Source organism: Paenibacillus harenae (assembly GCF_030812415.1).
GTDB lineage: Bacteria > Bacillota > Bacilli > Paenibacillales > Paenibacillaceae > Pristimantibacillus > Pristimantibacillus harenae_A.
Genome location: NZ_JAUSST010000001.1, coordinates 383,910 through 402,270, shown reverse-complemented (window position 1 = coordinate 402,270; position 18,361 = coordinate 383,910). Strand labels below are relative to the sequence as shown.

At 50.4% G+C, this 18,361-nt stretch carries 22 protein-coding genes; 19 read left to right on the top strand and 3 right to left on the bottom strand.

Translation table 11 applies throughout. The features are described from left to right. Together J2T14_RS01865 and J2T14_RS01860 are read left to right on the top strand one after the other, a co-directional pair. Entirely contained in the window at nt 1-717 is a 717-nt protein-coding gene (locus J2T14_RS01865; protein ID WP_307201672.1) for a response regulator transcription factor, read from the top strand. Next, nucleotides 718-2,187, top strand: coding sequence for a HAMP domain-containing sensor histidine kinase (locus tag J2T14_RS01860; protein WP_307467216.1), 1,470 nt, complete (start codon nt 718-720; stop codon nt 2,185-2,187). It abuts the gene before it with no gap. 299 nt (nt 2,188-2,486) lie between these two features. Here the strand turns inward: J2T14_RS01860 and serA are convergent, their stop codons facing one another. Further along, nucleotides 2,487-4,079, bottom strand: a complete 1,593-nt coding sequence (serA, locus tag J2T14_RS01855; protein ID WP_307467214.1) for a phosphoglycerate dehydrogenase — start codon at nt 4,077-4,079, stop codon at nt 2,487-2,489. A 318-nt stretch (nt 4,080-4,397) separates the two neighbouring features. Between serA and J2T14_RS01850 the strand changes: the two genes are divergently transcribed. Then, on the top strand, nt 4,398-4,724 hold the full coding sequence (locus J2T14_RS01850) for a rhodanese-like domain-containing protein (protein WP_307201666.1): 327 nt from the start codon (nt 4,398-4,400) through the stop codon (nt 4,722-4,724). Between the two features lie 12 nt (nt 4,725-4,736). Here J2T14_RS01850 and J2T14_RS01845 read toward each other — a convergent pair whose 3' ends face one another. Further along, entirely contained in the window at nt 4,737-5,654 is a 918-nt protein-coding gene (locus J2T14_RS01845) for a hypothetical protein (protein WP_307467212.1), read from the bottom strand. 121 nt (nt 5,655-5,775) lie between these two features. On the opposite strand from J2T14_RS01845, the gene J2T14_RS01840 reads away from it, so the two are divergent. Next, nucleotides 5,776-6,369 (top strand): CPBP family intramembrane glutamic endopeptidase, encoded by a 594-nt coding sequence (locus J2T14_RS01840; RefSeq protein ID WP_307201661.1) that lies wholly within the window; start codon nt 5,776-5,778, stop codon nt 6,367-6,369. Further along, nucleotides 6,366-6,605 (top strand): hypothetical protein, encoded by a 240-nt coding sequence (locus J2T14_RS01835; protein ID WP_307467209.1) that lies wholly within the window; start codon nt 6,366-6,368, stop codon nt 6,603-6,605. The genes J2T14_RS01840 and J2T14_RS01835 overlap by 4 nt, the downstream gene beginning before the upstream one ends. On the opposite strand, the gene J2T14_RS01830 is transcribed toward J2T14_RS01835, so the two are convergent. Continuing rightward, nucleotides 6,589-7,446 carry a polysaccharide deacetylase family protein gene (locus J2T14_RS01830; protein ID WP_307467207.1) on the bottom strand — a complete coding sequence of 286 codons (858 nt, stop codon included), beginning with the start codon at nt 7,444-7,446 and terminating at the stop codon, nt 6,589-6,591. The genes J2T14_RS01835 and J2T14_RS01830 overlap by 17 nt on opposite strands. A gap of 188 nt (nt 7,447-7,634) precedes the next feature. Here J2T14_RS01830 and J2T14_RS01825 point away from each other — a divergent pair, with 188 nt between their 5' ends. The 14 genes from J2T14_RS01825 to J2T14_RS01760 all read left to right on the top strand — a co-directional run bounded on the left by J2T14_RS01825 (nt 7,635) and on the right by J2T14_RS01760 (nt 18,302). Continuing rightward, nucleotides 7,635-7,961: a hypothetical protein gene (locus tag J2T14_RS01825; protein WP_307467205.1), complete on the top strand. Its 327-nt coding sequence runs from the start codon at nt 7,635-7,637 to the stop codon at nt 7,959-7,961. A 208-nt stretch (nt 7,962-8,169) separates the two neighbouring features. Next, complete coding sequence (locus J2T14_RS01820; protein WP_307201653.1) at nt 8,170-8,790, top strand: genetic competence negative regulator; 621 nt, start codon at nt 8,170-8,172, stop codon at nt 8,788-8,790. 155 nt (nt 8,791-8,945) lie between these two features. Continuing rightward, nucleotides 8,946-10,196 carry a Glu/Leu/Phe/Val family dehydrogenase gene (locus J2T14_RS01815; RefSeq protein ID WP_307467202.1) on the top strand — a complete coding sequence of 417 codons (1,251 nt, stop codon included), beginning with the start codon at nt 8,946-8,948 and terminating at the stop codon, nt 10,194-10,196. Between the two features lie 15 nt (nt 10,197-10,211). Continuing rightward, nucleotides 10,212-10,907, top strand: coding sequence for a glutamic-type intramembrane protease PrsW (gene prsW, locus J2T14_RS01810; RefSeq protein WP_307467199.1), 696 nt, complete (start codon nt 10,212-10,214; stop codon nt 10,905-10,907). Between the two features lie 49 nt (nt 10,908-10,956). Next, nucleotides 10,957-11,115: a hypothetical protein gene (locus J2T14_RS01805; RefSeq protein ID WP_307201646.1), complete on the top strand. Its 159-nt coding sequence runs from the start codon at nt 10,957-10,959 to the stop codon at nt 11,113-11,115. A 109-nt stretch (nt 11,116-11,224) separates the two neighbouring features. After that, complete coding sequence (gene ypeB / locus J2T14_RS01800) at nt 11,225-12,577, top strand: germination protein YpeB (RefSeq protein ID WP_307467197.1); 1,353 nt, start codon at nt 11,225-11,227, stop codon at nt 12,575-12,577. A 57-nt stretch (nt 12,578-12,634) separates the two neighbouring features. Further along, nucleotides 12,635-13,288 carry a flagellar brake protein gene (locus J2T14_RS01795; protein WP_307467194.1) on the top strand — a complete coding sequence of 218 codons (654 nt, stop codon included), beginning with the start codon at nt 12,635-12,637 and terminating at the stop codon, nt 13,286-13,288. Between the two features lie 107 nt (nt 13,289-13,395). After that, nucleotides 13,396-13,551 carry a hypothetical protein gene (locus J2T14_RS01790; protein ID WP_307201639.1) on the top strand — a complete coding sequence of 52 codons (156 nt, stop codon included), beginning with the start codon at nt 13,396-13,398 and terminating at the stop codon, nt 13,549-13,551. A 272-nt stretch (nt 13,552-13,823) separates the two neighbouring features. Further along, nucleotides 13,824-14,492, top strand: a complete 669-nt coding sequence (gene cmk, locus J2T14_RS01785) for a (d)CMP kinase (protein ID WP_307468565.1) — start codon at nt 13,824-13,826, stop codon at nt 14,490-14,492. Nucleotides 14,493-14,495: 3 nt separating this feature from the next. After that, a complete protein-coding gene (locus tag J2T14_RS01780; RefSeq protein ID WP_307467191.1) occupies nt 14,496-15,074 on the top strand; it encodes a lysophospholipid acyltransferase family protein in 579 nt (192 codons plus the stop codon). Between the two features lie 104 nt (nt 15,075-15,178). Continuing rightward, entirely contained in the window at nt 15,179-16,414 is a 1,236-nt protein-coding gene (rpsA, locus tag J2T14_RS01775) for a 30S ribosomal protein S1 (protein WP_307201636.1), read from the top strand. 280 nt (nt 16,415-16,694) lie between these two features. Beyond that, the gene (locus J2T14_RS01770; protein ID WP_444939710.1) at nt 16,695-17,213 is read left to right on the top strand and encodes a YphA family membrane protein; all 519 of its coding nucleotides are present in this window, start codon (nt 16,695-16,697) and stop codon (nt 17,211-17,213) included. Beyond that, complete coding sequence (locus J2T14_RS01765) at nt 17,213-18,130, top strand: YIEGIA family protein (protein ID WP_307201632.1); 918 nt, start codon at nt 17,213-17,215, stop codon at nt 18,128-18,130. Before J2T14_RS01770 ends, J2T14_RS01765 begins: the two co-directional genes overlap by 1 nt. After that, nucleotides 18,123-18,302 carry a capping complex subunit for YIEGIA gene (locus J2T14_RS01760; RefSeq protein WP_307201630.1) on the top strand — a complete coding sequence of 60 codons (180 nt, stop codon included), beginning with the start codon at nt 18,123-18,125 and terminating at the stop codon, nt 18,300-18,302. The genes J2T14_RS01765 and J2T14_RS01760 overlap by 8 nt, the downstream gene beginning before the upstream one ends. Nucleotides 18,303-18,361 lie beyond the last annotated feature (59 nt).

Below are 18,361 nucleotides of genomic sequence, written 5' to 3'. Positions count from 1 at the left end.
ATGACCGATTACTCAAACCGTATTTTAGTCGTTGACGATGAGGAACGAATTCGCCGCCTGCTCAAGATGTACTTGGAGAAGGAAGGCTATACGATCGATGAAGCCGAGGACGGAGAAACCGCGCTTCGGCTAGCATCCAATACGGATTACGCATTAATATTGCTCGATGTCATGCTGCCGGGCATTGACGGCGTCGAGGTGTGTTCGCGCCTTCGCCAGATTAAAGCAACGCCGGTCATTATGCTGACGGCGAAGGGCGAGGAGATGAACCGCGTGCAAGGCTTCGAGGTCGGTGCCGACGATTATGTCGTTAAGCCGTTCAGTCCGCGCGAGGTTATCTACCGTGTGAAGGCAATATTGCGCCGATCTTCCGCAACCGCGTTCCTGACCAAGGAAATCAATTCGAGCAACAATATCGTGTTCCCGAACTTGATTATCGAGCATGACGCGCACCGCGTAACGGCTGGAGGCCAAGAGGTAAGCTTGACGCCTAAGGAATACGAACTGCTGCACTATTTGGCCGTATCGCCGGATAAAGTATTTTCGCGCGAGGAGCTACTGAAGGACGTATGGAATTACGAGTTCTTCGGCGATCTCCGAACGGTTGATACGCATGTGAAGCGGCTTCGCGAGAAGCTGAACAAAGTATCGCCTGATGCAGCCGCGATGATTACGACCGTATGGGGCGTCGGCTACAAGCTCGAGGTGCCGAAGTAAATGCGATTGTTCCAACGACTGACGCGAATGCTGTGGAACAGCGTGGTCGGCAAGCTTTGGGCTACGATCATGCTGCTCGTTGCGGTAGTACTCATTATATTGGGCGTATTCCTGCTTCAATATATCGATATTTGGTTCAACAACAGGGATGATGCCCATGATATTAAGATTTTGTTCATTGTCGTTGCGATCATCGGTTTCCTGCTGTCGACGTTCTTCGCTTTCTTCCTGTCGGCGAAGATCCAACAGCCGCTGCTGCAGTTGAAGAACGCGGCCGATTCCGTGTCGCAGGGCAATTACAGTACAAGGGTCGATATTCGTTCGACGGATGAGATCGGCGAGCTGGCGAAGACGTTCAATCATATGACGGAGCAGCTCGACAAGCTCATTCACGATCTCAATCATGAGAAAAACCATTTGACCAGCATATTGCGAAGCATGGGCGATTCCGTCATTACATTCGATGCGGCCGGTCAAGTCATTCTCACGAACCCAAGCGGACATTTGCTTATCAATCAGTGGTCGGGGCTTAAGGTCGACTGGCAGGATGACTTGTCCGGCAGCTCTCTAACCTTCGAAAGCGTGCCGATGCCGCTGCGCGAGCTGTACCAAACGGTCATCGAGAAAGGGCATGATTTAAGCGAGAAGGTACATGTTCACACGAACGTTTGGTCGGTCGTTATGGCGCCGCTGCAATCGAACGGCGTTGTACGCGGAGCGGTAGCCGTTATTCGGAACGTGACCGAGGAGCATAAGCTGGAGAAGCTGCGCAGGGACTTTGTGGCGAACATCTCGCATGAGATACGAACGCCGTTATCCATGCTGCAAGGGTATAGCGAAGCGCTGCTGGACGATATTGTCGCTTCGCCAGAGGAAGGCAAGGAGCTTGTTCAAGTTATACATGACGAATCACTCCGAATGGGACGTCTCGTCAACGACTTCCTCGATATTGCAAGAATGGAAGCGGGCCATGTCGAGATGAACTTCCACGAGATTGATTTGCGCCATGTCGTGAAGCGGGTGCATCGCAAGTTCCAGGTGTATGCGAAGGAGCGGGGCGTGCGCATGCATGTTGAGATTCCGGATGAGCCGCTCACGATGCTGGAGGCCGATGAGGATCGGCTGGAGCAGGTGCTGACGAATCTGCTCGACAATGCGCTTCGTCATACGCCAGCCGGCAAGTCCATTACCATAGCGGGCCAGAACGCGAATGTGAACGGGGAGTCGTTCATTCAAATTACGGTCCGCGACGAAGGGCAGGGCATTCCGGTGGAAGATGTTCCTTACGTATTCGAGCGGTTTTATAAGGCCGATAAGGCCCGCAAACGAGGCGCCTCGAGCGGTACCGGACTTGGTCTGGCCATCGTCAAAAATTTGATCGACCTTCATAAAGGCAGAATCGTCGTCGAAAGCACAGTTGGCGTGGGTACATCGTTTACGCTGCTGCTTCCTGTCGATTATCATCAATAGCTGTCAAAGCGTTCCGATTCGGAGCGCTTTTTTTGTTGAGAACCATCGTTTAATCTTGTTGTACGTGAAACAATGACATCAAGTTGACCTTATAAGAGCATATAGGCTCTTACAGCTACAAATCGGAAAGCGTTCGCGTCCCGTAAGAGCGAATATGAGCTTACAGGGTCGTTCGTCGTGATGTGGATGGCGAGGATGCTCTTACAGCGAAATTTTGTCGCGTTTTTGGTAGACTCGAAAACAAAAAAAAGAACCTCATCGCCTGGAGTAGGGATGAGGTTCTGCGTTGCGGCTTTTATTTAGTAAAGCTTGATTTCCTTAGCCGTATTCAGTTCCGGAAGACTTGTCAGTTGTTGAAGCACTTCTTTAGGAGCGCCTTTGTCAACGCGAAGCACCATGATGGCCGATCCGCCTTCAAGCTGGCGTCCTACTTGCATCGTCGCGATGTTCACGTCGTTGTTGCCCAGCAATGTGCCGACGCGGCCGATGATACCCGGTCTGTCGTTATGCGAGATCAGAATCAGGTTGCCTTCAGGCGTTACATCAACCGGGAACTTGTCGATCTGCACGATGCGCGGGCCGTAGCCGGTGAGCAAAGTACCCGACACGACATGCTCTTCCATCTTCGTGCGGAGCGACACGGACACGAGGTTCGTGAAGTCCTTGGAAGCCGTCGATTTACGGATCACGATATTCACGTCTCTCGTCTTCGCCAAATGCATCGAGTTGACGACGTTAACGTTCTCGAGGCCGAGATGGTGCGCAAGCACGCCGCGAACGACGTAGCGAGTCAGGGGCTGCGTGTCGACTTCCGCAAGCTCGCCTGCATAGTTAACGATAATTTCTTGCACGGCGCCTTCCGTCGATTGAGCGATAAAGCTGCCGAGTTTCTCGCCAAGCGTGAAGTACGGCTGCAAAATGTTTTGCAGATTAGCCGGGATAGGAGGCATGTTAACCGCGTTCATGAACGGCTCGTCGCGCAAAATATGCAGCACTTGCTCCGATACGTCGATTGCTACGTTTTCTTGGGCTTCAACGGTGGAAGCGCCAAGATGCGGCGTTACAATGATCTTCGGATGCTTCAGGAACGGATGATCATCAGCAGGCGGTTCCACTTCGAATACGTCGAATGCAGCCCCGGCAACAACGCCGTTATTGATCGCGTCAACGAGTGCCAGCTCATCGATAATACCGCCGCGTGCGCAATTAACAATACGCATGCCGGGTTTCATCACTTCGAATTGTGCTTTGCCGATCATATGGCGAGTTTCAGGCGTCAGCGGCGTATGAACCGTCATGAAGTCCGCGTTGCGTATGATCTCGTCAACAGAAGCGAGCTTGATGCCGATTTTCTCCGCGCGCTCTTCCGTCATGAACGGGTCATATCCGAGGATGTCCATGCCGAAAGCTTTGGCACGCTTAGCAACTTCGCTGCCGATACGGCCCATGCCGAGAACGCCGAGCTTTTTGTTGCGCAATTCAACGCCGAGGAACGACTTGCGATCCCATTCGCCGCCAACCGTCTTCATATAGGCTTGCGGGATATGACGGGCAACGGCCATCATCATCGCAAAAGTATGCTCGGATGTCGTAATCGTATTGCCGTCGGGAGCGTTAATGACAATGATACCGTTTTGCGTAGCTGCATCGAGGTCGATGTTGTCGACGCCGACGCCAGCGCGGCCAACGACTTTAAGCTGTTTGCCGGCTTCCATGATTTTGGCGGTTACTCTTGTTTGGCTGCGAACGAGAAGAGCGTCGTATTCGCCGATAATGGCAACAAGCTCGTCTTCGCTAAGGCCGGTTTTTTTGTCTACGGCGACATCTGTTGCATCAACTAGCTGCTGGATGCCCAAATCGCTGATCGGATCGGAAACTAACACTTTAAACATGAGAAGTATGCCTCCTAAATTAGGGCAAGGCTAGTGTGCCTTGCTGCTTAATATGAACAGAAAAACCCCCGTCCCTACTTCGCTTTGCAGCATCGGGACGAGAGTTGGATCATCAAGTCGTGACCGAATGAAGCAGATTCCAAGCATAAACGCAGTTAGCGCTTGGTCTTTCTGAAGCCGACAAAAAATAGACTCGGACTTTTCTATTTTATAGCAAGCCAGTGGACAATTGCAATGCTCAAACTTGCCGATTTGTGAAATTTTCGTTATGATTCAACCATTGCGAGCAACAGATTATGACACAGGAGGCATGGGAAGATGACAAAATGGCAGGATGTAGCTCCTGAACAATTGCTGGCAATTATGGAAAGGGGCGAAGCGGATGCTTCGCAAATTATTGACGTACGCGAGACGTACGAATGGGACTATTACCACTTGGACCGAACAACCTTAATACCGATGAACACCATTCCCGGCAGGCTTGATGAATTGCCAAGCAATAAGCCGCTCTATATCGTTTGCGCTCATGGCGTTCGAAGCGAGGCAGTATGCCGCTATTTAGAAGGACAAGGCTACAGCGGCCTCCACAATGTTTCAGGTGGAATGGCGGCTATAGCCTCGTTGCGAAACTTTCAATATGATTAACGGAGATCTAGTCTAGTCGGCATTCATAGAGAAGAACGGCAACTGCGGAAGCAGCGTCTTCTTGTAGAGCTTGGCTTGGCTGCCGGCAAAGTCTCCGCTTCGAACGGCGTCCGTGTCGAGCAGAAGGGCAACGATCCCGGACACGGTCCCAAGCTTCATCTTCGCCGCTTGGCCCGAAATAATAAATTCATCGACTCGGCTCGTCAGATCATGAGGGTAAAATGCCGTGATTTGTTTGCGGCTTTGCAATTGGTCTGCCATGAGCTTGTTCTTAACCGTAATCGGCAGCGTCTCCCATTTAGCAAGATCCAGCCGGGCCGATAGTTTATATTCGCTGGGAATATCGACATTTACGCTCGATGACCACTTCAGCATAGCATCGTAATACGCTTGCTGTGCGGCTAACGACTGCGCGACCGCAGTAGCGTAATTTTTCTCCTTGGCTATCAGTTGAAGCAGTTCCTCGCCCTTAGCGGATTTAGCGCTTGCCGCAGCTTTGCTTGCCGCATCGGCGAACAGTTTCAAGCTGCGTATGTAGCTAACTTGCGCCTCGCCGAGTAACGGAGAGTTCTGCATATTGAAGGAACTTGCTTCGCCCGCTTTGTTTTTCGCCAGACTAGACAATTCCTTGAAAGCAGATGCGGCATCAATAGATTCGCCCTGCGTTAGCTTGTCCACGGCATCGAACCATTCGCTCTGAAATTCACGATATGGCAAAAATACAGTATGATAGAAAGAAACCAGATCCTGCTGCTGGTAAGGACTGACTGTTGCTTTAGCGCTTGCGCTAGCCTTCTCCGCTTCGTATCTTGATTCGGTTTTGTCGACGCCGACCTCGATTCCGTAGAAAAACGCGCCAACCGAGCAAGCGAGCATGAAGACGAATCCGATACTGTATAGCATTGCGTTTGCCGATAGTTTCTTTTCCATGTTGAACTCCTTCTATGTATATGTAATGTGGTGGGTCTATAAGGTCAATAAGATCTAATCAGTATAGGTTATAAGGTCGAAAAAGAAAATATGAACGAATCAGATTGGCGGGCGGGAAACGATGAAAAAGTTCGATATTCGCAATATTCGCGTACGTAAAGTTTCCGTTGACGATCTGGACGACCGGATGCTGCTCATTAACTTGTATGCGACGCAAGGGCTTACTTTTATTATCGGCTTGATATGGGTATTATTTCAGCGTCAAAATCTTGTTGCGCTTTTCAATATCCCAAAGGAGCTTACTTTTCTGTGGTGGGGAGTTGGCTTGGCGGCGGCGGTCATCTTGGTCGACCTGCTCATAGCCCGCTTCGTGCCGGAGGAAGCCGGCGATGACGGCGGCGTTAACGATCGGATATTCCGGAATAGGCCGGTATGGCATATTGCGCTTATATCGTTTATTGTAGCAATATGCGAGGAATTGTTGTTTCGCGGCGCGATTCAGCATGCGATCGGCCCATATTGGACGAGTATCGTATTCGCGACCATTCATGTGCGTTATTTAAAACATTGGATACCGACCGGCTTAGTTTTCTCCATCAGCTACGGCTTAGGTTGGATTTATATGCAGACCGGCTCCTTATGGTCAGCCATTATAGCGCATTTTGTCATTGATTTGGTGATGGGATTAATTATTCGATTCAGGAGGGAGTCATGAGCAGGAGCAGAAGGTCTGGAAGCTCGAGCTTACAGGAAGAACAGCATCTAGAGAGGACGGTGGAACCGTCCCCAAGCCGTCTCGAATCCACGGACATCTCGGCGTTGCCGCCAAGACGCAAGAAGTACCCATCAAGCGCCCAAAAGGTTACGAAGTGGTATTATAACCTCATCGTCGTTTTATTTCTTGGCTTGGTAGCCGCATTGTTCTACTATGGAATTAAGTATACGGAGTAGTGGCAATGGTTGCAGGATCGATGAAGGAATAACCTTCCTTCTCCAGCTTCGTAAGAAGCTCGTCTAGTGCGTCCGCAGTCCATTGCAATTCATGCATTAATATATTAGCGCCGGGATGGAGCTGCTCCATCACATTGCGAACGATCTCCGCGGGATTGTCCCTTGCCGGCTTCTCCCAATCGAGCGAACCGTTGGACCACGTCATGTACAGCATGCCGTGGTCTTTTGCCGTTTGTTTAACGATATCGCTTCCTGCGCCGTAGGGCGGACGGAAGAAGAGCGGCGCGACACCGGTTAATTGCTTGACTTCATCTTGTACGTCGCCGATTTGCTGTTTAACGACGTCCTTGGCCGCTTCCTTTAAGTTGTTATGATCCCAGGCGTGGTTGCCGATTGTACCTCCCCGGTCGTAAATGAGCCTCAGAAGCTCCGGATTTTGCTTGACGCGGTAGCCGTTGACGAAGAAGATCGCCTTCGCTTTGTGCTTGTCCAACGTATCGAGTAGACTTACAATGATTTTCTCGTTGTCCGGTCCGTCGTCGAATGTAAGCAGCACAGCTTTAGCGCTCGCCGACTCTTCGATCGGAACGAAGCGGTAGGCATCGTTCATCTTATACAGCGGCTTCGGGCCAGGATGAACGATCGGCGGTCGCGAGGCAGTCGGTTGCAGGGAAATGCTCGGCTCGGCCGTAGGCTGCGAAGAGGCGATCGTCGATGCGGGCTGTGCTGCATTCGCGACGGCGCCATCCGTATGGTTTGTCGGACCGGAGCTGCAAGCGACCAAAGCTGCAGTAAGAGAAACGGATAGGAGTGCGGATAGAAGCAACTTGTATTTTTTCATTGTTGGGACCTCCGATTGATTTGTTCCTATTATTCGTACCGTGTCGTAATTTGGCATTAGTATACCATAATGGCGATGAAGTCCGACCCCGACTCATTTCCTTATTTTATCGGGAATGACGCCTCGAAGGGGCGGTCACACTAATAACTGAATCCGAAAGATGATGAAGGAAAGAGGTGTTCATACTCATGAGATTAAGCGGATTTATCGTTGGCGGATTGGTCGGCGCGGTAGCGACGATGTACGTATCGCGCAAGCGTCCGGGGACATTCGCGTGGGCAACAAGCGCGGTTTCGAAGGCGGCATCCAATATGATGGGCAACACCGTATCCAAAGTGATGAACAAAGGTTTCATGAACGAGGCGGCGGGAGCAGTCATCCCAAAGCATACAGACGCTGCCGCAGGAAAATCAGAAGCCGCTTGGGAACAAATTGAGGCGATCGTGAACAGCGATCCGGCAATCAAGAAGGAAGCGGATAAAATAAAAGCGGAGTCCTCAGCCTTTACCCACTAACCGTTCGGCATAGAACGGGATACACGGAATCGCAGTCAACGCATGGCAAAAGCCAGCCGTTATGCGATTCCTTTTTTTGCCCAATATTAGTGCATTCGAGGGTTATACATGGTAAAGTAGATACATAGCATGATTTGATCAAATTGATCACATCTTACTAAAAATTTCATACGCTGTTACAACAGATGCTGCAGAGGAGGATCCTGTCATGAAAATCGAACGGCTGAGTCAGGACAAGATACGGATTTTCCTGACGTTCGACGACTTGTCGGAACGGGGGATCCATAAGGACGACATGTGGCGCGAAATTCCTAAAGTGCACGAGCTATTCAGTGAAATGATGGACCAGGCATATACGGAACTCGGTTTCGATGCCAGCGGCCCATTGGCTGTTGAGGTGTTCGCCCTTCCGGCTCAAGGTATGGTGGTCATCGTTACCCGCGGCAAAATGAATGCGCACGCTCATGATGGCGGCCACACTTTGGAAGAAGACGATGCGGACGACGAAATATACGAGATGGAAGTTACGCTCGAACAAAGCGATATAGTCATGTACTCCTTCCGCGACTTCGAGGATGTCATTGCGGTAAGCAAGCAACTCCAATCTTCCAACCTAACCGAGGATGGGAAGCTATACTCGTACAATGGGAAATGGATACTTGCGCTTGAACCCGCGCTGATCGACTCATCGAAGCATAACGCCGTCATCGCCCTGCTCGCCGAATATGGCGAGGCAACGTCCGTTACCTACGCGATGCTGGAGGAATACGGGAAAGTCATTATGTCGGAGTCGGCGATTGGCCAAATATGTCTTCATTTTAAATTTTAAGCATCAACCCTCGTTAAGAGCATCTGCCGACTTAATCGTCCGCATGATGCTCTTCTTGCATTCTAACCATCATTTAAAGGTTATGTCCTTGTCTTAGAGAATACGCTGTGAGCATGGCGCTCATATTATAAAGAGACAAGGGCGGTGAATGGGATATGAATGACAAGAAAGAAACCGATGTGCTGCTAGCCACTCAAATCGTAATTGAACAGGCGCTGCAGCGGCTAGGCTATGAGCAGGATATGGTTGAACTATTGAAAGAACCCATGAGGGTGCTTACGGTCCGAATACCCGTACGAATGGACGACGGCAAGACGAAAGTGTTCACGGGTTATCGTTCGCAGCATAATGATGCGGTAGGACCTACCAAAGGAGGCGTCCGCTTCCATCCGGCTGTTCACGAGAATGAAGTAAAGGCGCTGTCGATATGGATGAGCATAAAATGCGGTATTGCCGATCTGCCTTATGGAGGCGGTAAAGGCGGCGTTATTTGCGATCCGCGCAGCATGTCCATCCGGGAGTTGGAACGGTTAAGCCGCGGGTATGTGCGGGCGGTCAGCCAAATTGTAGGCCCGACAAAAGATATTCCGGCACCCGACGTCATGACGAATTCGCAAATTATGGCTTGGATGCTGGATGAATACAGCCGCATTAGAGAATTTGATTCGCCCGGCTTCATTACGGGCAAGCCGCTCGTGCTTGGCGGCTCTAAGGGGCGTGAAACGGCTACAGCGCGCGGCGTCGTCATCATGATCCATGAAGCATTGCGGCTGAAAGGCATCGATCTCGCGAATGCGCGCATCGTGATTCAGGGCTTCGGCAACGCAGGCAGCTACCTTGCCAAATTCATGCATGAGGCAGGTGCGCGCGTAATTGGTATTTCCGATGTGTCCGGAGCGTTGTATAATGAAGAAGGACTCGATATTCCCTATTTGCTGGACCGTCGTGATTCGTTCGGCAACGTAACGAATCTGTTCCAGCAGACGATCACGAATGAACAGCTGTTGGAGCTGGACTGCGACGTGCTTGTCCCGGCTGCCATCGAGAATCAGATCACTGAGCACAACGCTTCGAATATCAAGGCGAAGGTCGTCGTAGAGGCGGCTAACGGGCCGACGACGCTCGAAGCGACTCGAATATTGTCCGAGCGGGGCATATTGATCGTGCCTGACGTGCTTGCCAGCTCAGGGGGCGTTATTGTATCGTATTTCGAGTGGGTGCAGAACAATCAAGGCTATTACTGGGATGAACAAGAGATCGATGACAAGCTTCGTTTGATGATGATAAGAGGCTTCGAGCAAGTGTATGACATACATCGTACCCGCAAGGTCGATATGCGGCTTGCCGCCTATATGGCTGGCATCCGCAAAGTTGCCGAAGCGGCTCGTTATCGCGGGTGGGTGTAAGAAAGCAGGTGTTTGATGCTCATTTTTTCTATTTTGACAGCAGCGGTTGCACCAGGCATATCGCTGCTTACTTACTTATATTTAAGAGATAAATACGATGCCGAGCCGATTCACATGGTTGCGCGCATGTTCGTGCTTGGATTGCTCATCGTTATTCCGATCATGGTTATACAGCGCGGGCTGGAAATATGGCTTGGCGATTATGCCGGGGTGCTGATCTTTTTGGAGTCGGCCGGGGTAGAGGAATTCGTCAAGTGGTTCGTGCTGCTCCACGTTATCTACAACCATACCGAGTTCGATGAGCCCTATGACGGCATCGTCTATGCGGCATCGATCTCCCTTGGATTCGCAACGTTGGAGAACGTGCTGTATGCTATCTACTCGCCTGCCAGTTTTGCTACCTTGCTTGGTCGCGCTCTTCTGCCCGTATCCGGTCATGCGCTGTTCGGCATTATGATGGGATATTACTTTGGCAAGGCGAAGTTTGCTCCGAAGAGCAAGACAAGACGATTGCTCGCCATCTCTTTGATGCTGCCATTCGCACTGCATGCTATCTATGATTGGATCATTATTTCGGTCGGCTCCAATTATTTATGGTTCATGGTGCCGTTCATGGCGGCGCTATGGGTTTGGAGCCTGCGCAAGATTAATTCGGCCAACTCGAGATCGCCGTTCAGATTCCTGTCGCGCGAGGATGAGGTTAAATTATAATTCATCCGTCCATAATGCTACTATAGGATAGCATGTATAGGAGGTAACGATGGAAGCGCGGGTGAAGGTGACCATTCGGTGCAATGTATGCGGGGAGAAGTTCGTGCTGCGGGGGCGGCGGGATAAGGGCGGTATCGATACCGGCTTTAAACAATGTATCTGCAACAATAGCAACGACCTTGATATCGAAGAGCATACCGCCTATTAAGCGGTTTACCGATGGATTTGTTAATCAATTGAATAGAAGTTATGCATAAAGCTCCTTTTGGCAAACCAAACTAACACCAGGTTTTGCACAAGAAAGGAGTTTTTTGCATATGTACCGTCGACTTAGTTCCATTCTGTTCCCCATCATGACGATTCTGTTTCTAGGCTCGCTCTATTGGGGCTATCAGGAACACCAGGAGAAAAACTCAATCCTCATAAAAGCGGAAAACCAGTATCAGCGGGCTTTCCATAACTTGACGTACCATGTCGAGCAACTGCATCAGCAGTTAGGAAATACGCTCGCGGTCAATTCCACCTCGCAAGCCTATCACCGCAAAGGGCTCGTCAATGTATGGCGGCTGACAAGCGAAGCGCAAAACGAGATCAGCCAGTTGCCGCTTACGCTGCTCCCCTTCAACGAAGCGGAGGACTTTCTGTCGCATATCGGCAACTTCGCTTATAAGACGGCAGTGCGGGACTTAAGCAAGCAGCCCCTTACGCCAGATGAATTCGCGACGATGAAGACGCTGTACAAGAAGTCGGAGGAAATTTCCAAGGATCTCTTGAACGTTCAGAACAATGTATTATCCAAAAGCCTTCGCTGGATGGATGTCGAGGTGGCGATCGCATCCGAGCAATCGAACAACGATAATGCGATCATCGACGGCTTCAAGACAGTCGACAAGAAGGTTAGCGAGTACCCGGAAATCAATTGGGGTCCATCCGTTAGCAGCATGTATCAGAAGCGTACGATCCAGATGCTTGGCGGCAAGTTTGTCAATGGCGAGGACGTGAAGAAGCTCGCCGCCAAGTTTACCGGAGAAAATGCGGAAGCCGTTCGCGTTACCGAGAACGGCAAAGGAACCGAATACGCTTCATATACAGCGACTGTCGAATCGGGCAATAATAAGAAGCTGCAGCTCGATTTCACTCAGAAGGGCGGTCAGCTGATCTCTTTCATGAATCCGCGCGACATAGGCGGGAAGCAGATTGGTTTGGACAAGGCAAAGAGCAACGCGGAGTCTTTCCTGGAGAATAGGGGCTTTAAAGGGATGAGAGCCGTCAGCTACGATATGTTCGAGCGGTCGGGCACTTTCACGTTCGTCCGTAATCAGGACGGCGTGCTTATCTATCCGGAGAAGCTGACCGTGAAGGTCGCGCTTGATAATGGTGAGGTAGTTGGCCTGCAGGCCACGGACTATGTATACGAGCAGCATAAGCGAAAGCTGCCAAAGCCGGTGCTGACGAAGGCGCAAGCTAGAAAAGCGCTCAACCCCGAGATGAAGGTTCGTAGCGAGCAGCTCGCACTCATCGACAATGAGCTGGGCGAAGAGGTACTCTGCTATGAATATACAGGTCAAATCAACGGCGGTCTCTATCGCGTCTACGTGAATTCGGAGACGGGCTTAGAGGAATCGATCGAAGAAATGACGCCAAGCGATACGCAGGCTGCCGACAAATAACGATATAGCTCCCCTCTAATCGACGTGCTATAATGTCAATTAAATGGGGGGAGCCAAATGTTGCCTAAAGTGAATCAAATGCTGTTTTATCATATCGCTTCTGCCGACGAAGAGGAAGCAGCGATCGAATACAAGTCTCGTATTGCCGATGAGCAAGAGGATTTTCTGTTGATCGAAAATCCGCTCAGCGAGAAGACCGGCCGTTTCAAGCGTCTGTTTCTGGGGGACGAGCTATCCGTTTACTTCACAACAGAATCGGGCATCAAAAACTATTTCGATTCGCATGTCGTCGGCTTTGCCGAGGATGTGATTCGTCTCATTAAAATTCGCAAGCCCGATCCCGATCGGATCACGAAAGTTCAGCGCCGCAATTTCTTGCGCGTGCCGGCCGAGCTTGAGATCGCGGTCAGACTGTCGGATCACGTTCGCTTCGTCTGCAAGACCGACGACGTTGGCGGCGGCGGCATCTCGTTTCTATACGACGGCAAGTGGTCGCTTCAATCAGAGCAGATGCTGGATTGCTGGCTGCTCGTCCCCTTCAAGAACGGAACGATAGAGCATGCCTCGTTCAAGGCTGAAATTGTTCGCGTCGTCCAGATGGAGTCCGGCCGCCATCAGGCGATGATTAAATTCGCGAGCATAAGCGACAGCGAACGTCAGAAAATAATCAGATACTGCTTCGAGAAGCAGCTGGAATATCGCAATCGATGAATAGAGTGGAATGGGTTGGCGAAAAATAGGAAAAACAACCTTAACATCGAAGAGGGGCGACTCCTATTTTTCGCGAGCTATTCACAAAGAAAAAAAGTAAAAAGCAGTTGATCAAGCTGTCTGACGAAGTCAGCGCAGTCCTTAAAAAAATAATCATTTCGTTGCTCATCCTGTTAGTCTGCTCGCAGGCTGCGCTGCAAAACGACACGATCAGACATTGGCTGACCGGCGTGGATCGGTGGGAAGGCATAAGTCTTAAATAGCTTCCCTCTTTTTGCATCTATGGGTATTGTGTGGTATAATTTTTACGTCGCAGGCACAGCCTGCTTTTTTCTTGAAATATAAGAAGTAGAATAGTAGCATAGCTGCGTTCTTATATTTCTTTGCGAAACGTTCGTTCATTGTCGCTATTCGACAAGGCGATCGTTTACGCCAGAGAGGTTTGCGTCGCATACGTTAGCAAATTCGGCCAACCGTCTCTCGATCTAAAGGGGGTTGACTGTAGGTGACGCAACACGAAGGTGACAGCGATCGTATGAACATTGCCATTGACGGGCCGGCAGGCGCGGGCAAGAGTACGGTAGCACGCAAGGTCGCCGGACAGCTTGGATATGTCTATATCGATACGGGAGCGATGTATCGTGCGGTCACGTATACCGCGCAGCGAGCAGGCGTTCCGCCTGAACAGACTGCAAGGCTGGCCGAGCTTACAAGATCGCTTCAGATCGATCTAAGACCCGGGGATCATGGACAATCGGTCTATGTGAACGGGGAAGATGTTACCGCATCCATTCGTTCAAGAGAAGTGACGTTGCAAGTCTCCTATTATGCTGCGATCGAATCCGTTCGCGAAGTATTGGGAACGCTGCAGCGGCAGCTCGCGGCCCGCAAGGGCGTCGTTATGGATGGACGAGACATCGGGTCTCATGTGCTGCCTGATGCGGAGCTTAAAGTATTTCTAACGGCTTCCGTAGAGGAACGCGCAGCGAGGCGGTATCGCGAAATATCGGACAGCCAATCCATTACGCTGAGACAGCTGGAATCCGAAATCGCCGAGCGCGATCGCTTGGACGAGCAGCGCGCCATATCGCCGCTGGTTTGTGCTTCCGATGCTGTCGTTCTGGACAGCACCGGTATGACAATTGACGAAGTAGTTGCGGCAATTGTGAAATTAAGCCGAACCAAATTGGCGGAGGCGAAGTAAACTATGTTATATCGCATTTTTAGGTTTTTGCTCCGTGTCATTTACACCTTGCTATTCCGAGTGGAAGCAAGAGGTACGGAGAATATTCCTGCAGACGGAGCAGTCGTGCTCGCATCGAATCATTTGAGCGTGCTAGATCCGCCGACCGTAGGCATAAAAATCCGCCGTAAAGTACATTTTATGGCCAAAGAAGAACTTTTCAAAATTCCTGTATTCGGTTCGTTGATTCGATCTTTCGGCGCTTTCCCCGTCAAACGCGGCGGTGTCAGCAAAGATGCGATCAAATCGGCCATTACCTTGCTCAAGGAAGGTAATGTACTCGGAATATTCCCGGAAGGAACGCGCAACAGTCAGGAAGGAATGGCGAAGAAAGGCGCATCGATGATAGCAATCAGAAGCGGCGCAGCCGTCGTTCCTGTCGCGATCATTGGCAAATATTCGCTGTTTCGCAAGATGGTTGTATGCTATGGGAAACCGATTGATCTGAAGCCTTTCATTGAAGAAGGGGCACCGGATATGCTGGAACAAGTAACAGATGCCATTATGGCTCGCATTCGCGAGATCGCAGCACAACAATCTTAAGCAAGCGCGCGTTTTAAATGCTGCGGCGTTTGCCGTTTCGACGAAACGGGCATGCGTCAGCGGATTTAAATAAAGTTGGGGTATGAATTGAGGAGGTTATTTCAATGTCAGAAGAAACTAATGTTCAAGAAACTGTAGCGGAAGAAGTAAGCCAAGATGCTATGGACAATTTCGTGTCTTTGAAAAAAGGCGATTCCGTCAAAGGTACGATCGTCAAAATCGAAGATAACCAAGCTTACGTAAGCCTTGGATATAAATATGACGGTGTCATTCCAATTCGTGAGCTTTCCGCTGTTCAAATCGAGAATGCAACCGAAGCGGTTCAAATTGGCCAAGAAGTTGAGCTTAAAGTAGTCAGCATCGACGACGAGAAAGAGAAGCTTGTTCTTTCGAAACGTCAAGTTGACAGCGAGAAAGCATGGGATGTGCTTCAGGCTCGCTTCGAAAACGGCGAAGTATTCGAAGTTGCGGTAGCAGACGTTGTCAAAGGCGGCCTTGTCGTTGACGTAGGCGTTCGCGGTTTCATTCCTGCATCGATGGTTGAGCGTCACTTCGTAGAAGATTTCAGCGGCTACAAAGGTCGTACGCTGCGCGTTAAAGTGAAAGAAATCGACCGCGAGAACAACAAAGTAATTCTTTCCCAGAAAGAAGTGCTGGACGCTGAGTTCGAGCAAAGCAAGCAACAAGTTATGGCTTCGTTGCAAGTGGGTCAAGAGCTTGACGGTACGGTTCAACGCTTGACTCCATTCGGCGCATTTGTCGACATCGGCGGCATTGACGGTCTTGTTCACGTATCCGAACTTTCCTGGCAGCATGTTGCACATCCGAAGGATGTCGTTGCCGAAGGACAATCCGTACGCGTTAAAGTACTTAAAGTCGATCCTGCAGCCGGCAAAATCAGCCTAAGCATAAAAGCTGCGCAACCGGGTCCTTGGGATACGGCTGCTGGCCAATTCGCAATCGGCGACATTGTTACGGGCACGGTTCGCCGCATCGTAGCTTTCGGTGCTTTCGTTGAAATCGCTCCGGGCGTTGAAGGACTTGTACACATTTCCCAAATTTCCCATCAGCATATCGCTACGCCTTTCGACGTTCTTAAAGAAGGCCAAGAAGTACAAGCGAAAGTATTGGACTTCAATCCTGCCGAGAAACGCGTTAGCCTAAGCATCAAAGAAACGGAAGAAGCACCGGAGAAGCCGGCTTCAAGCCCTCGTTCCGAGAGAGCGCCGCGTTCCCCTAAAGTTGAACAAATCAACAACCCGAACGTAAGCTTAAGCAATGAAAGCATGAGCTACTCCCTTGGAGAGCGTTTCGGCGACAAGCTTAGCAAGTTGAAATAATCGCATACGGGGATTTGATCATCTCTTGAAGAGGCTATTCCTGCGCATCAGCGCGGGGGTGGCCTCTTTTCTATTGAACAGGCGGGCGACTGTTTTTGGCATAGCCGCTAATGCTTGGGAGCATAATAGGTAGATAAGAGGTGATTGTGTGAATCCCGGATTTATATCGGCTTGGATCGTTATTATAGCCTTCATATTATTCGCGACGGGTTGGAGAGATGCTCTTGCCCCCGGAGTAAGCAGAAGAACATTAATCGTACTGGGAACGACATGCGCGATAATGCTTTTGATGCCCTTATGGATACATTTCCGAATGAGAGCAGGAGAGATTCTCATTCATAGTCATGCTGCGATCTTGCTGCTGCTTATTGCGGGTATCGTGACCGCGAAAGACGATGAAGGGTGGAACAATAAGCTCTATTTGGCGCTGTGCGGGGGTATTGTAGGGCTCATTTGGGGCCTCATACGCAAGCTTTACAGCTACGATCCCGTGTTTTATTGGCTCGGACCAAGCTGGGATGCGCCGCTGCTAGGCGGGGTGTTATGCGGATTATTTACTTCAAATGGCAAACAGCAATTCGGGATCATCGTCTGGGGTGCCGTTCTTGGCGAGTTTGTTTATGCGATCCTTTATAAAGGAGCCGTCGTAACGAGCATCGGGACGGTAGCTTGGTGGGACGGATTTCTTGCCTCGCTTGCTGCGGCCAGAATTGCAAGTCTTGCGCACCGGGCCGTTCGAACGACAGGGTCGAAAATTAGCGTTTTTTTGTTGAATGACAAAGGAGGCCGTTCGTCATAATGTTACATTATTTGGATCAGAACAAACATCTCATTGGCGTACTGCTTGGCATCGCATTCGGCATTTGCTCCCGTCTTCTCATGCTCCGAACCGATTACCGGCAATATCCGACTTACCCCCACGGACGAATTATCCATATATCATTAGGCGTTATCGCCGCTGCGCTTGGTGCCGTTGCGGTTCCAGCGCTCTACAATAAGGACTATACGGCGATTACATTTTTAAGCTTGGCGGCACAGCAATTCCGGGATGTACGCAAGATGGAGCGGGAGACGCTCACGAAAATCGATGACATGGAGCTCGTAAGCAGGGGATCCACCTATATCGAGGGCATAGCGATGGTGTTCGAAGGACGGAACTACCTCGTCATTATGTCGGCTTTATTAACGAGTTTATTCGCCGTCCTGTTCAATGTTTGGATCGGCATTGGAGCAGGTCTAGTTACTTTACTCTTAGTCAGATGGCTGAAATCGGGAAAATCCCTCTCGCACATCGTAGAGGTAGCGTCTGCCCCGATTCGTATTGATGGTCCGGATCTGCTCGTCGACGATATTTATATCATGAACGTCGGACTGAAGAGCAATCAGCAGATTATTGCGGAGCGCGGCATGGGCTTTATTTTGAAACCGATGAACGCCAATAGCAAGGTGACGCTCAGCAATCTGGGACAAAGGCAAGCGATCCTGTACGATTTGGCTACGATAATGGGCGTATACCGCGACGATGGCGAGCCTGCACTGGTCCCGATGGCGAAGCTGGATCTGAAGGACGGGAGGCTTGGAGTCTTCATACTGCCTCAAGAGTGTGACAAGGACAAAGGCAGGGAAGTCATTCTGCGAGTTCCGATCCTGGAATCTGCGGTCCGAATGCCGACGGAATCGAGCGTAAACAAGAAAGGAGCGGGCGAGCTTGGCTAAGATTGCCGCTATCGTAACGATGCATGAACGACAAGTAGAAGGAGGCGCGCCGACTTTTATCGTAGAGGACGAGAAGGCGCTGGAAGACACATCCTTCCTGCTCGAGAAAATATTGGATGCAAGTGCTCATGATTTGAAAAACGGGACCTACATCCTAGTCCATCATCATTAATATGAAAAGTTAGCCAAGACCGTAGTTTTTTGCTATGATGAGTAGCGTGAGTATTTTTG